The sequence below is a fragment of the Paraglaciecola algarum genome (assembly GCF_021532655.1).
In the GTDB taxonomy this organism is placed as follows: domain Bacteria; phylum Pseudomonadota; class Gammaproteobacteria; order Enterobacterales; family Alteromonadaceae; genus Paraglaciecola; species Paraglaciecola algarum.
Map to the genome: position 1 here is coordinate 1 of NZ_JAKGAS010000017.1, position 13,610 is coordinate 13,610.

Here is a 13,610-nt window from a genome sequence, read left to right on the forward strand (position 1 = left end):
ACATCTCACCCGTACAATATGAGATGAAATTAATGCAATGCGCCTAACAATCTGTCCATGAATACTTGACCATTACATAGGGCAGGGTAACTTCTAGAGTTGGAAACCTATACTGATGTGACTCCCCTTTTTTACCTTGATTGGAATGAGCGATAATTTGATTATTTTCAAGTAAATAAATATCGACTTGTTCTAGTTGGCTAAAAGCGACATCTATCACCCATTTTTTATTTTCGGTGACATTACTAATGCTGGTATGTAGCCATACTCCTTTTTTCGAGATTCCATAATTTGATTTACCTGCCGCTTGCCAAGTAAATTCACTTTTTTTATCTACGATTTGATCTAAGGTCAGCTCTAGGTTTGACTCTCGGAATACTTTTAGTTGTGGAGATAATCTAATGGAAGTGTCAGTTGATATTAATTGAATATCGCTTTGAGCCCACAGCACTATAGGTTGTAAAACTATTAACACACATAAACACTTGAGAAACCTATTCCACATTCAGTTTTAGCCAATAATTATAGTAGTTGGAGAAAGGCCTATTAAAGCACTCGATTGTTGTTAAAGGCAATCCCTGAGTACTCAAACCAGTTTAAATTAAATGGACAGAGTAATATGTTCCGCGGTGAATAATGTTTATCCTGAGATGGTAAGAAATATGTTTATCTTTTGGTGATTTAATCCAGTGCATTAATAAGGTAACCTAGACCATTAGCATCTCATTCAGCAATCTATAAAGTGGTGTAAATAGTCCAGCATGAGCCAAGAAACTATAATTAATAAAGATGGCATCGAACAACTCACGATGCGCCGTTTCACCGAAGAGTCATATTTAAACTACTCCATGTACGTCATTATGGACAGGGCATTGCCACACATTGGCGATGGCCTAAAGCCAGTACAAAGGCGTATTGTGTATGCTATGTCCGAACTAGGGCTAAATAATGCTGCTAAGTACAAAAAGTCAGCCCGAACCGTAGGTGACGTGTTAGGTAAGTTTCACCCCCATGGCGATTCGGCTTGTTATGAAGCTATGGTCTTAATGGCGCAACCTTTTTCTTATCGTTATCCACTAGTAGACGGCCAAGGAAACTGGGGGGCCCCGGATGATCCTAAGTCATTTGCTGCTATGCGTTACACTGAATCTAGGTTGTCTAAATTTAGTGAGGTGTTATTAACTGAATTAGGTCAGGGCACAGTAGATTGGCAGCCTAATTTTGATGGCACTTTAGATGAACCTAAAGTGTTACCTGCTCGATTACCGCATATATTGCTAAATGGTATTACTGGTATTGCAGTTGGTATGGCGACGGACATACCTCCGCACAATGTGCGTGAAGTGGCTAACGCTTGTGCCCACTTATTAGATAACAGTAAAGCTGAATTACATGAGCTCTTAGAGTTTGTGCAAGGTCCAGATTACCCTACTGATGCAGAAATCATTACGCCTAAAGAAGACCTAAGCAAAATCTATCAAACAGGTAAAGGCTCAGTAAAAATGCGCGCGGTTTATCATGAAGATAACGGTGACGTGATAATTACGGCCCTTCCGCATCAGGCATCTGGTGGTAAAGTGTTAGAGCAAATTGCTGCTCAAATGCAAGCTAAAAAACTGCCAATGGTCAGTGATTTACGAGATGAATCTGATCATGAAAACCCTACTCGCCTATTGATTACACCTAGGTCAAATCGGGTTGACGTTGAACAGCTTATGCAACATTTGTTCGCGACTACAGATTTAGAAAAAAGTTATCGCGTTAACATCAATATGATCGGCTTGGATGGTCGTCCACAAGTTAAAGATCTGCGCATGATTTTGACTGAGTGGTTGAGTTTTAGAAAAGACACAGTGATACGTAGATTACAGTTTAGGTTAGATAAAGTACTAGCCAGATTGCATATTCTTGAAGGTCTAATGATTGCCTTCTTAAATATTGACGAAGTGATTCGAATCATTCGCTATGAAGATAAGCCAAAACAAGAATTGATGTCTCAATTCTCTCTGTCAGATATTCAAGCTGAAGCAATCCTAGATTTAAAATTACGTCATCTTGCCAAACTAGAAGAAATGAAAATTAAAGGTGAGCAAGACGAGCTAGCTAAAGAGCGTGATGAATTACAACAATTATTAGGCTCAGATAGACGTTTAAAAACCTTAATTAAAAAAGAAATTTTGGCCGCAGCTGAGTTATACGGAGATGATAGGCGTTCACCCATAGTCTCTCGTGGTGAAGCCAAAGCCTTATCTGAAAAAGAGTTAATGCCGTCTGAAATGGTCACTGTAGTCTTATCAGAAAAAGGTTGGGCTCGTTGTGCTAAGGGTCATGACGTTGACGTAGAAGGTTTAAGTTACAAAGCCGGTGATAGTTATCAAGCGAGTGCTAAAGGTCGTAGTAATCAACAAGTTATCTTTTTAGATTCATCTGGCCGCGCATTTTCTTGTGATGCTCACGGACTGCCTTCTGCAAGGAGTCAAGGTGAACCGTTAACCGGCCGTTTTAATGTGGTGGGCGGGGAACATGTAGAACATGTGATAATGGGGCAAGATAACCAGCAGTACCTTATGGCTTCAGATGCAGGTTATGGTTTTGTCGGTAAGTTTAGTGACATGGTAAGTAAAAACAAAGCGGGTAAAGCGTATTTGTCATTGTCTAGTGCAGCTAAAGTGATTAAGCCTCAAGCGGTGCACGACCTAAATACAGACTGGTGTTTAGCTATTTCAAATGAAGGGCGAATGCTGATGTTCCCACTCAAAGATTTACCTTGTTTAGGTAAAGGTAAAGGTAATAAGTTAATCAGTATTCCAAGTGCTAAAGCTCAGTCGCGGGAAGAATATGTCAAAGTATTAGCAGTTGTACCATTAGGCGCGAATGTTAAAATTCTTGCCGGTAAACGGGGTATGACATTAACCGCTAGCGACTTAGAACATTATCAAGGTGAAAGAGGCCGTAGAGGTAATAAATTACCTAGAGGTTTACAACGAGTGGATGGTATTGAAGTAGAAGCGCCAGCATTGCCTACAGATAATATTATTGAGTTTGACGATCCTAATCAAATGGATAATCAGCCTGATTAAATGCAATAAAATAAGAGTGACAAGCTTAGCTGTGAGCCACTCTTATTTTTCGCAATGTTGCGCTTCTTGCAAGGCAATATAATGTTGTAATGACAAACAATTTGAAGTTTCGAAAGTATGCTCCGTTGAAGTTAAACGGGTTATTTTGTCTAATCTAAATACGCGGTAATCTTGGCGTAATAAACACCAAGCAACGAGTGTCCAAACCTTGCCCCAATAAACCAAACCTAAAGGCCAAATCCCTCTTTCGGTTTGTCGGTTGTCTAAACTCTTGTAGCCAATCGTGACTTGCTGATTGGTCTTTATTGCCTTTTTTAATTTTTCATTAATATCAACATCATTGATTTGCTTAAATTTAGGTACCACCAACCAGTTAGCTTGTTTATCATGGCGGCTGTGCAGTGAATCTGGCAATATGGCTTTTATTTTATCGAATGCTCGTGATGCAGCGTCACCTAGCTGCTGGTCACTCCAGCCTTGCACCATTTTTACCCCAAGCAACAATGCTTCTAGTTCGTCTTCTTGAAACATAATAGGTGGAAGATTAAAGCCAGGTTTGATTCTGTAACCCACACCAGCTTCTGATTCTATCGGGATCTTAGATAAAGACAGAGCTTGCATGTCACGGTAAATAGTTCGAGGTGATACTTCGAGTAAATCAGCTAGTTCTTGACCTGTGATTACCGTCCTGCGGCTACGCAATATATTCAATAATTGGAATAATCGCTCTGCTTTTCTCATAAATGATCCACTTTATTAGTTTTGTTTAGTTTGACATTGTCCGCTATCAACCAAAATATGGCGAATAATTATACATATATCATTTATTAGTGTGTTAAGGGTTGGTTTAACTCTGAAGGATAACAAGCTCAATTGTCATCATTGTGTCAGTAGTCTTTTGGCTGGAATGACAAAAAATCATAAGCCGAAAAAGTTGTGTTTGCACAAAAGAGTCGTTAGTGTCGTTGGCCATTAATTATTTCTTACAGATGGAAGGCAAGATGCAATTCGTCAAAGCTTATTTAATTTTATTTACCCTTCTAGGTTGTTACACAACAAGTGCCAATAGCCAAGAAAAAGGCAACGCCTTAGTACGCATCAAGCAAGGTGAATTGTCAGGAAGCTTAGAGTTACAAAAGCAAGTTCGGGCATTCAAAGGTATTCCATATGCTGCCGCACCGGTTGGAGACTTACGTTGGCAACCGCCGCAACAAGCAGCTGTTTGGCATGGTACTCGCAATGCTCAGTATTTTGGCCACAAGTGTATGCAAAATCCTATGTTCAGTGATATGCAATTTCGCGATGCTGGCACCAGTGAAGATTGTTTGTTTTTAAATGTGTGGACTCCAGCTAAAAAAGCTAAAAATCTTCCTGTGTTGGTGTATTTCTATGGTGGCGGGTTTGCTGCTGGCGATGGTTCTGAAAAGCGCTATGACGGAGCCAATATGGCTAAACAAGGCATAGTTACAGTTACGGTTAATTATCGTTTAGGTATATTTGGCTTATTTGCACATCCGCAGTTATCTACTGATTCGGGCTATCAAGGCTCCGGTAATTATACATTTATGGATCAAGCCGCGGCCCTTAAATGGGTGAGTGAAAATATCCAGTCATTTGGTGGTGATCCTAAACGTGTGACCATAGCGGGTGAGTCAGCGGGTTCATTTTCGGTCAGTGCGTTAATGGCTTCACCTTTGTCTAGGCAATATATAAATGGTGCCATAGGTGAAAGTGGCTCCTTTTTAGCTGGGCGATTAAATTCGTTAGAAGTGGCTGAAAAAAAAGGAGAAGAGGTTGCTAAAAGTATTTTAAGTGGATTGAAACTATCAGCTAAAGACACTATTTCTGCCTTAAAAGAGTTGTCCGCTCAAGAGTTGTTAGACGCGGCAACTAAAGCTAAGCATGTTTGGTTTACAGCTAATGTTGATAATTACGTTATTCCAAAAACTCTTACACAAATGTATGCTCAAGGTGACTATGCCAAAGTGCCATTATTGGCAGGTAACAACTCTCAAGAAGGTAGCTATCAGAGTGTTTTAGGAAATAGATCGGCAACAGTTGAAAATTATAAACAAGCTCTCGAGGCGCGTTACCCGAATATCTATGGAAAAATGTTGGAACTGTATCCAGCTAAAAATGAAGAGCAGGTTAAGGATGCTGCCCAAGCTATAGCCAGTGACGAATTTATCAGTTTGTCTACTTGGAACTGGATGGACTTAGTTACTCAAACCAATTCCCAGGCTACTTTCTTTTATAACTACACCCATGTTCGTCCTTTAATGAAAGCAGAATATTGGAGCAATAGTTGGAAACAATCTGCCGCACGAGGGGCGACTCATTCAGCTGAAATTGAGTACGCTTTGGGAAATTTAGATATAAATCCGTTATATGAATGGAAAGAACAAGATTATAAAGTGTCTAAAATTGTACAGCAGTATTTTGCTAACTTTATTAAAACAGGTAACCCCAATGGCAAAGGTTTAGCCAACTGGCCAATGTTTAAACACAATCAGCAATTGATAATTAATAATGCACCTTTTGCTGAAAATGTAGATTATTTACGTGTTCGATATACGGGTTTAAATAAATTAAAAAATTAACTGGTAAAGTACAAATTGAACACTACATAAATTGACTGTCTGCTAAACAAAGGCCTCTATATATTTGAGGCCTTGAATGACAAACGCTTATATTTTTTGTAATCGTTGAATAATTTCTGGCTCAATCAGTTCAATTACGTCTTCGCATAAGGATGTACTTTGTAAAGTGGGCGCTAGTTGCCCCTTATCGTTTACTTCGATTAATTGATTTTCTTTTAGTGCACTTATAAAGCTTGATAACACGTTTTTGTCAAAAAATTCTGGTGAGCTCAGTCCATGTAAACTGGATAACCTTTGGGCGAATTGACGACTTTTTTTCTCAAGTTCACTGCGGCTTATCAAAGTTTGCTTGGATAACAAGGTCAGGACTAGCGCATATCTATGTAAGGTTTCTTGAATACCTTGACCGAGCAACCACGCGGAATAAAAAGCTGGATCACTTGGAGAAGGAGGCTGAATTTGTGTTTGCTCTTCAACTACGGGCCCTTCAAGCCCTTTTTCCTCAATCAGCAGCCCCATGTTAACCATATTATCGACCAAAACTTCAGTGTAAGACTCTGCTTGTGACTGCGACATATATATAAACAATTCACATTTTAACAACGGATACAGGTCAGCTACTAGTTGTAATATTTGTATTTTAGTCACACTTTTATGGGCAAACACTATGGCTGCAATTAGGCTAGGTAAAGCATATAGATGCTGAGTATTGTTTCGGTAATAAGTTAAAGCTACGGCGTTCTGATTTCTTAGGGAGATGATTTTTCCATAATCATCTTCAGTAATAGTAAACTTGTTACGTTTTAGAGTTTCTGCCAGTAACGCTTTGCCACTCATCTGTGGGATCGTGGCTAAATCGCTGTAGGGTGAGTTTTTCAATAACTCCAAATAATGATCGATCGCTTGTTCTAATTCTGCTTGAGGTATGGCGTGTTTTTTCGCTGCCAATAGACATGTAGCGCAAATTGACATACCGCTAATAGCTGCTGCTTGGTTGATTTTTGCCATTACATCAGTAGCTAGCTCGTTTACTAATGGAGTCAACCATTGAGGCTTTTTGTCTTGATCTTGGTCTTTAAAATCTCGCCAATTTGGTTCGTGTTGATCAAGGTAGTTTGATAAGTTGATAGGCTCACCAAAATTTAAGTAACCAACACCATAATTTTTAAGTTTTTTGAGCGCAGAGAAAACTTGAAAAAATGATTCTTTCTTTTTACCCGTGCCATTCAATTCTTTAAGGTAGCTTGATACTTCCATCACATGATCATAACCAATATAGACAGGTACTATGCTGACAGGGCGATTTACCCCTTTTATAAGTCCCTGCAAGGTCATAGCTAACATTCCCGTTTTAGGCGGTAATAAACGTCCCGTTCGACTACGACCTCCTTCTGGAAAGTACTTTACCGAATAGCCTTTGTTAAACAATAACTCTAAATATTCCCGAAAAACCGCAGTGTATAGCTTGTTACCTGCAAAACTTCGTCGTAAATAAAATGCGCCGCATTTACGTAATAGACCACCAACAGGTCGGAAGTTTAGGTTAATACCCGCCGCGATATGGGGCGTAACCAATCCTTCATGGTAAATTACATAGGTAAGTAACAGATAATCCATGTGACTTCTATGACAAGGAACATAGATGATTTCATGACCGTTTTGAGCTAGTTCACGCACTTTTGACGCATGGCTAACCTTGATACCGTTATATATTTTGTTCCATACTTTAGTCAGTATATTAGCGCCCCATCTGACTAATCCTTCGCGATAATCGGCAGCAATTTCATCTAAATATTTTTTAGCTTGAGCTTTAATTTGACGCTGAGTTTTATTTTTTAATTTTGCCTCTTGAGTAATGATACTGGTTACTGATTTAGCGCCTAACACACTATTGTATAGCTGGTGGCGTTCGAGTAAATTTGGACCCGTGATAGACTGTTGCCGTCTATGAAAGTGCGTGCCTGCAACGCGTATTAGTTTGTGCGCGATTTCTTTATCACTTCCATTAAGTCCTATCATAACTCTTGAAGAAACTGCCTTGCTGTAACAAACAAAGTTGTCTCGACCTAAAAACAACACGATGAAAAACTTTCGTAACCAGCTAGGTGACACTTGGTTAGCTATAACGTCTGACCATCCTGATAAGTTTTTACCAGGCGCTCGTCCCCACAAAATAGATACGGGCACAATTTGAATATCCAGATCTGGGTTTTGGCGGTGTAAACTAAATAATTTGGCTGCGTTTTCCTTAATATCAGTATTTTTAATTTTACGATTTAGTACCGAGTTTGGATTATTTAAAAATAAGCAGGACGGAAATGAAAGGTTGTCTATTTCTATACTGATGGTTGGCTTAGGTAAACCTAAGGACAATGCCGACATTTTTAACGCTAGCTGATCTGTCACTGAATTCGTTCGCAACAAATAAACGATAGGTTTGGTTTTGTCTATACCTAACTCATGCTCTAAATCACTAGGGATGCTTTTGACTTTTACCAACCATTTGATGGGAGTGGTTACCATTAAAAATAGCAATCTATCCAACCACTGCATATAACTGACCTTTCATAATTAAAACGAAAGTAGGATAACACAAAAACAATGTTTGAGATTTATTGATAACTGTATATACTCACACTAACTGTATAGAAAAACAGGCTGTTTATGCGTCCACTAACTGCAAGACAAGAAGAAGTACTTCAACTTATCAAAAATACTATGCTAGAAACTGGCATGCCACCCACTCGAGCTGAAATTGCCCGTGAATTGGGCTTTAAATCGGCGAATGCTGCTGAAGAGCATTTAAAGGCTTTAGCACGAAAAGGAGTGATTGAAATTCTTCCCGGTACTTCTAGAGGTATTCGCTTGAATACGCCACTTGAAGACCAACTTGAAGATCTAGGTTTACCACTTATAGGTCAAGTAGCTGCAGGTGAGCCTATTTTGGCTCAAGAGCATATTGAAGGCCATTACAAAGTCGATCCTAGTTTATTTAGACCTAGTGCAGATTTTTTGCTTAGGGTAAATGGCATGAGTATGAAAGATATTGGTATTTTGGATGGCGACTTATTAGCTGTGCATCGCACCACTGACGTACACAATGGTCAAGTTGTAGTGGCTAGGGTAGATGAAGACGTTACGGTTAAGCGCTTAGAGAAAAAAGGTCGTGAAGTACTATTACATGCTGAAAACGAAGACTTCTCGCCGATTAAAGTCGATTTAGCCTCTCAGCCTTTTAATATTGAAGGTATCGCAGTGGGAGTGATCCGAAACGCTGATTGGCTTTAAATGGCAAAAATTGGCAAAATTTTTAATTACTAAAACATCATTGCATTAATCTTATCTAACGCAGCAATTTTTTATTGCTGCTTTTTTGTTTTTTAGACCCGATTCTTTTTCAAATTTTCTTTGACAAGTGCAAAATTCGCTTAATATCAATAAATTTACAAACAAATGTTTAAAAAATAATCGATTGATCGTAAATTAAACAAAAATACTAGACGTACCCCCCTTAAATAAGTAATCCTAAGCTTCTGTGTAACAAATTGATAACAATAAGTTTTCCTATTGTTAACTTTGGTGCTGTTTAACGTTGCGTTTAAGGACTCGTTTTGGGTTTTTTAGTTAATAAGAATAACAAGCGTTTATCACATAGAGGTGTCGAGTGAAAAAGATTTTGTCCAAAGCTGAATCTGTACTGGCGGTGTTGTTAGCCAACCCAGTATTTGCTGAAAGCGAAAAACATATTGATCAGTACAAATTAAATATGACTGAGGGTGTAACCGACATTAGCGCCAAGGTTTATGACTTACACATGTTGATGTTTTGGATTTGTGTAGTGATAGGAGCAGGCGTATTTATTGCCATGTTTATTTCTATGTATTTTCATAGAAAATCACGGGGCTACAAACCTGCTACTTTCCATGAAAGTGTCAAAGTAGAAATCGCTTGGACAGTTATCCCATTTATTATCTTGATTGCTATGGCAGTGCCTGCAGCCAATCTTCTGTTTGATATGGAAGACGCCAGCGAACCCGATTTAACCGTATTGGTAACAGGCTCTCAATGGAAGTGGCACTACAAGTACATGGACAACGATGTTGAGTTCTTCTCAAAAATGGCCACTCAAGCCGAGCAGATTGATGGAAAGTTTGCTAAGAACGAAAACTATTTGTTAGAAGTGGATCGCGCTTTAGTTATCCCAACAGGTAAAAAAGTTCGATTCTTAATTACTTCAGACGATGTTATTCACGCTTGGTGGGTACCTGATTTTGCGGTTAAACAAGATGCTAACCCTGGCTTTATTAATGATGCTTGGGCAAAAGTAGAACAACCTGGTGTTTACCGAGGCCAATGTGCTGAGTTATGTGGTAAAGACCACGGCTTTATGCCAGTAGTGGTTGTAGCCAAAGAACCAGCAGAATACGACAAGTGGATAGCTGAACAACAAGCGATTCAACAAAAAGCGAAAGAAGAAGAACAAAGATTATTAGCTATGAATATGACTATGGACGAAGCCATGGCATTGGGTGAAAAAGTGTATAACGCTAACTGTGCAGCTTGTCATATGCCAAATGGTGAAGGTTTACCTGGAGTGTTCCCTGCACTTAAAGGCAGCCAAATTGCTTTAGAAGATCAGCCAAAACATATCGATGTGTTAGTTAATGGTGTAACAGGTACGGCCATGCAAGCCTATGCTAAACAATTAAGCATGTCTGATTTAGCGGCTGTGGTTACCTATGAGCGTAATGCTTGGGGTAATAACACAGGCGACTTGGTGCAAGCCAAAGATATTAACGCAGCGATTAACGGAAAATAGGAGTAGGTGACCATGACAACAGTAACTGACGATTCGCATCACGATGATCACCATGAACATCATATTCCAACTGGTATCAAACGCTGGTTATACACAACTAACCATAAAGACATAGGTACTTTATACCTATGGTTTGCCTTCATCATGTTTTTGACTGGTGGTGCAATGGCTATGGTTATCCGAGCCGAATTATTTCAGCCGGGTTTGCAAATAGTTGATCCAAACTTCTTTAACCAGATGACTACAGTACATGGTTTGGTGATGGTATTTGGTGCGGTTATGCCTGCATTTACCGGCCTAGCCAACTGGTTAGTACCTATGATGATAGGTGCGCCGGATATGGCTTTACCTAGAATGAACAACTGGAGCTTTTGGATCTTACCATTTGCTTTTCTAATACTTTTATCATCATTGTTTATGGAGGGCGGTGGCCCAGCTTTTGGTTGGACTTTTTATGCTCCTCTATCCACCACTTACAGTAATGATGGTACCGCCTTGTTTGTATTTGCCGTTCATATTATGGGTGCCTCATCCATTATGGGTGCAATAAACGTTATTGTGACCATAGTGAATATGCGTGCACCTGGTATGACTTACATGAAAATGCCCTTGTTTGTATGGACTTGGTTAATAACCGCATTCTTGCTGATAGCCGTTATGCCGGTTTTAGCTGGCGCGGTAACTATGGTACTAACCGATAAATTCTTCGGTACTAGCTTTTTTGATGCCGCTGGTGGTGGTGATCCGGTTATGTTCCAGCATATTTTCTGGTTCTTTGGTCATCCAGAAGTGTACATTATGATTTTGCCAGCCTTTGGTATTATCTCGGCAATTGTGCCGACCTTTGCCCGTAAACGATTATTTGGTTATGCCTCTATGGTGTATGCAACAGCGTCAATCGCCTTGTTGTCATTTATTGTTTGGGCGCATCACATGTTTACTACAGGTATGCCAGTGGGGGCAGAACTCTTCTTTATGTTTGCCACTATGCTGATTTCAGTGCCTACAGGCGTAAAAGTTTTTAACTGGGTAGCGACTATGTGGCGTGGCTCTATGACTTTTGAAGTACCTATGTTGTTCGCTTTGGCCTTTATTGTGCTATTTACCATAGGTGGCTTGTCTGGCTTAATGTTGGCAATTACACCTGTTGATTTCCAATATCACGATACCTACTTTGTTGTGGCCCACTTCCATTATGTATTAGTGACAGGTGCTATATTCTCGATTATGGCTGCTGTTTATTATTGGTTACCTAAATGGACAGGAAAAATGTTCCACATTGGTTTAGCTAAGTGGCATTTCTGGTGTTCTTTAGTGTCGGTGAACGTGTTGTTTTTCCCAATGCACTTTGTTGGCTTAGCCGGAATGCCAAGACGTATTCCAGATTATGCTTTGCAATTCGCTGACTTTAATAAGTGGATCAGTATTGGCGGATTTGCTTTTGGATTGTCTCAGTTGATTTTCTTAGCTTTATTAATTAAAGCTTGTAAGAAACAAGGTGAGCCAGTTTCTGGGCAAGTTTGGGAAGGTGCAGAAGGGTTAGAGTGGGAAATTCCATCTCCAGCTCCGTACCATAGTTTTGAAACACCACCTGAAGTTAAGTAATAGTTAATAACAACTCACGGAAATAAAACGTATATGAATCAACAACAAAACCAAGCAAATAACAAAATTGTTATTAAATTACTGGCCATAGTGGTAGGTATGTTTGGTTTTGGTTTTGCCTTGGTTCCGCTTTATGACGTATTGTGTGATGCTTTAGGCATAAACGGTAAAACATCTGATATTGCTGCTGTTTATGAATCGGTGGAGGTAGACAAGAGTCGACTGGTTACCGTTGATTTTATTACCCGAACTAACACCGGTATGCCATGGGAGTTTAAAGCGCAAACACGCCAAGTTAAGGTCCATCCTGGAGAAATGAATCAGGTTGATTTTTATGTGAAAAATCCAGCCAACACAGATATTGTTGGTCAAGCTGTGCCCTCGGTATCACCCGGTCCAGCAGCCTTATATATGAATAAAACAGAATGTTTTTGTTTTGAGCAACAGACACTAAAAGCAGGTGAAGAAGTTATTATGCCTATGCAATTTTATGTCGACCCTCAACTACCAAAAGATATTACTTATTTTACCGTGCAATATACCCTCTATAATGTGACGTCTTCGAGTGAAGGTGTGGCAATGAATCGCGGGTAAAGGAGAACACTATGTCAGAAAAATATGAAAAGTATTATGTTCCTGCCGAAAGTCCGTGGCCATTTATGGGTGCTGTGGCCTTATTTTTATTGGCCGTTGGCGCTGGAAATTTGGTGATTGAAATCACTAGAGATAAAGAAGGTTTTGGTGGATACTTTTTGACCGCAGGCTTTATCACCCTATTCTTTATGTTATTTGGTTGGTTTCGTAATCAAATTCACGAATCTATGGCTGGTATGTACAGTGCCCAATTAGATCGTTCTTACCGTCAGGGGATGGCTTGGTTTATATTTTCTGAAGTCATGTTCTTTATGGCATTTTTTGGGGCTTTATTTTACGCACGAGTGATTTCGGTTCCATGGTTGGGAGGCGCGTCGAACAACTTAGCCACTTACGAAGTATTATGGCCAACTTTTGAAGCTATTTGGCCCTTAGTTGAAACGCCTGATGGCACTAAAACTCAAGCTATGGGTTGGTTTGGTTTACCCTTAATCAATACCGTTATTTTATTAATTTCTTCAGTTACTTGTCATATTGCCCATGTAGCATTAGAGAAAAACCAACGAGCAAAACTTAAACTATGGTTAGGTATCACTGTTTTGTTAGGTTGCATCTTCTTGGTATTACAAGTTGAAGAATATATTCACGCATACACAGAAATGGGCTTAACCTTAGACTCTGGAATATATGGCAATACATTCTTTATGTTAACTGGATTCCATGGCTTCCACGTAACCTTAGGTACTGTGATACTTTTAATTATGTTCCTTAGGGTTTTGAAAGGCCACTTCACCCCAGATAACCATTTTGCCTTCCAAGCAGGCAGTTGGTATTGGCATTTTGTTGATGTGGTTTGGGTATTACTATTTTTCTTTGTATATATTTTGTAGCAATAGACGGTGTTTATAAAAG

10 protein-coding genes are annotated in these 13,610 nt (G+C 39.4%); 7 read left to right on the forward strand and 3 right to left on the reverse strand.

Features of this window, described 5'->3' with window-relative positions:
• Positions 1-43: 43 nt before the first annotated feature.
• The gene (locus L0668_RS19350; protein WP_235314375.1) at positions 44-475 is read right to left on the reverse strand and encodes a 7TMR-DISMED2 domain-containing protein; all 432 of its coding nucleotides are present in this window, start codon (positions 473-475) and stop codon (positions 44-46) included.
• A gap of 286 nt (positions 476-761) precedes the next feature.
• Here L0668_RS19350 and parC point away from each other — a divergent pair, with 286 nt between their 5' ends.
• Entirely contained in the window at positions 762-3,080 is a 2,319-nt protein-coding gene (gene parC, locus L0668_RS19355) for a DNA topoisomerase IV subunit A (RefSeq protein ID WP_235314376.1), read from the forward strand.
• Between the two features lie 42 nt (positions 3,081-3,122).
• Here the strand turns inward: parC and L0668_RS19360 are convergent, their stop codons facing one another.
• Positions 3,123-3,821, reverse strand: a complete 699-nt coding sequence (locus tag L0668_RS19360) for a helix-turn-helix transcriptional regulator (RefSeq protein ID WP_235314377.1) — start codon at positions 3,819-3,821, stop codon at positions 3,123-3,125.
• A gap of 260 nt (positions 3,822-4,081) precedes the next feature.
• Between L0668_RS19360 and L0668_RS19365 the strand changes: the two genes are divergently transcribed.
• Positions 4,082-5,680: a carboxylesterase/lipase family protein gene (locus tag L0668_RS19365; RefSeq protein ID WP_235314378.1), complete on the forward strand. Its 1,599-nt coding sequence runs from the start codon at positions 4,082-4,084 to the stop codon at positions 5,678-5,680.
• Positions 5,681-5,767: 87 nt separating this feature from the next.
• Here L0668_RS19365 and plsB read toward each other — a convergent pair whose 3' ends face one another.
• Positions 5,768-8,233: a glycerol-3-phosphate 1-O-acyltransferase PlsB gene (plsB, locus tag L0668_RS19370; RefSeq protein ID WP_235314379.1), complete on the reverse strand. Its 2,466-nt coding sequence runs from the start codon at positions 8,231-8,233 to the stop codon at positions 5,768-5,770.
• Between the two features lie 111 nt (positions 8,234-8,344).
• On the opposite strand from plsB, the gene lexA reads away from it, so the two are divergent.
• The 5 genes from lexA to L0668_RS19395 all read left to right on the forward strand — a co-directional run bounded on the left by lexA (position 8,345) and on the right by L0668_RS19395 (position 13,588).
• Complete coding sequence (gene lexA / locus L0668_RS19375; RefSeq protein ID WP_235314380.1) at positions 8,345-8,968, forward strand: transcriptional repressor LexA; 624 nt, start codon at positions 8,345-8,347, stop codon at positions 8,966-8,968.
• 415 nt (positions 8,969-9,383) lie between these two features.
• The gene (coxB, locus tag L0668_RS19380; protein ID WP_235314424.1) at positions 9,384-10,499 is read left to right on the forward strand and encodes a cytochrome c oxidase subunit II; all 1,116 of its coding nucleotides are present in this window, start codon (positions 9,384-9,386) and stop codon (positions 10,497-10,499) included.
• 12 nt (positions 10,500-10,511) lie between these two features.
• Positions 10,512-12,104, forward strand: coding sequence for a cytochrome c oxidase subunit I (gene ctaD / locus L0668_RS19385; RefSeq protein ID WP_235314381.1), 1,593 nt, complete (start codon positions 10,512-10,514; stop codon positions 12,102-12,104).
• 33 nt (positions 12,105-12,137) lie between these two features.
• Positions 12,138-12,698 (forward strand): cytochrome c oxidase assembly protein, encoded by a 561-nt coding sequence (locus tag L0668_RS19390; protein ID WP_235314382.1) that lies wholly within the window; start codon positions 12,138-12,140, stop codon positions 12,696-12,698.
• Positions 12,699-12,709: 11 nt separating this feature from the next.
• The gene (locus L0668_RS19395) at positions 12,710-13,588 is read left to right on the forward strand and encodes a cytochrome c oxidase subunit 3 (protein WP_235314383.1); all 879 of its coding nucleotides are present in this window, start codon (positions 12,710-12,712) and stop codon (positions 13,586-13,588) included.
• The last annotated feature ends 22 nt before the right edge of the window (positions 13,589-13,610 follow it).

Coding starts and splice junctions, on each gene's coding strand:
- L0668_RS19360 (WP_235314377.1), bottom strand. CDS start 3,821: ATGAGAAAAGCAGAGCGATTATTCCAATTATTGAATATATTGCGTAGC.
- lexA (WP_235314380.1), top strand. CDS start 8,345: ATGCGTCCACTAACTGCAAGACAAGAAGAAGTACTTCAACTTATCAAA.
- L0668_RS19365 (WP_235314378.1), top strand. CDS start 4,082: ATGCAATTCGTCAAAGCTTATTTAATTTTATTTACCCTTCTAGGTTGT.
- plsB (WP_235314379.1), bottom strand. CDS start 8,233: ATGCAGTGGTTGGATAGATTGCTATTTTTAATGGTAACCACTCCCATC.
- parC (WP_235314376.1), top strand. CDS start 762: ATGAGCCAAGAAACTATAATTAATAAAGATGGCATCGAACAACTCACG.
- L0668_RS19390 (WP_235314382.1), top strand. CDS start 12,138: ATGAATCAACAACAAAACCAAGCAAATAACAAAATTGTTATTAAATTA.
- ctaD (WP_235314381.1), top strand. CDS start 10,512: ATGACAACAGTAACTGACGATTCGCATCACGATGATCACCATGAACAT.
- L0668_RS19395 (WP_235314383.1), top strand. CDS start 12,710: ATGTCAGAAAAATATGAAAAGTATTATGTTCCTGCCGAAAGTCCGTGG.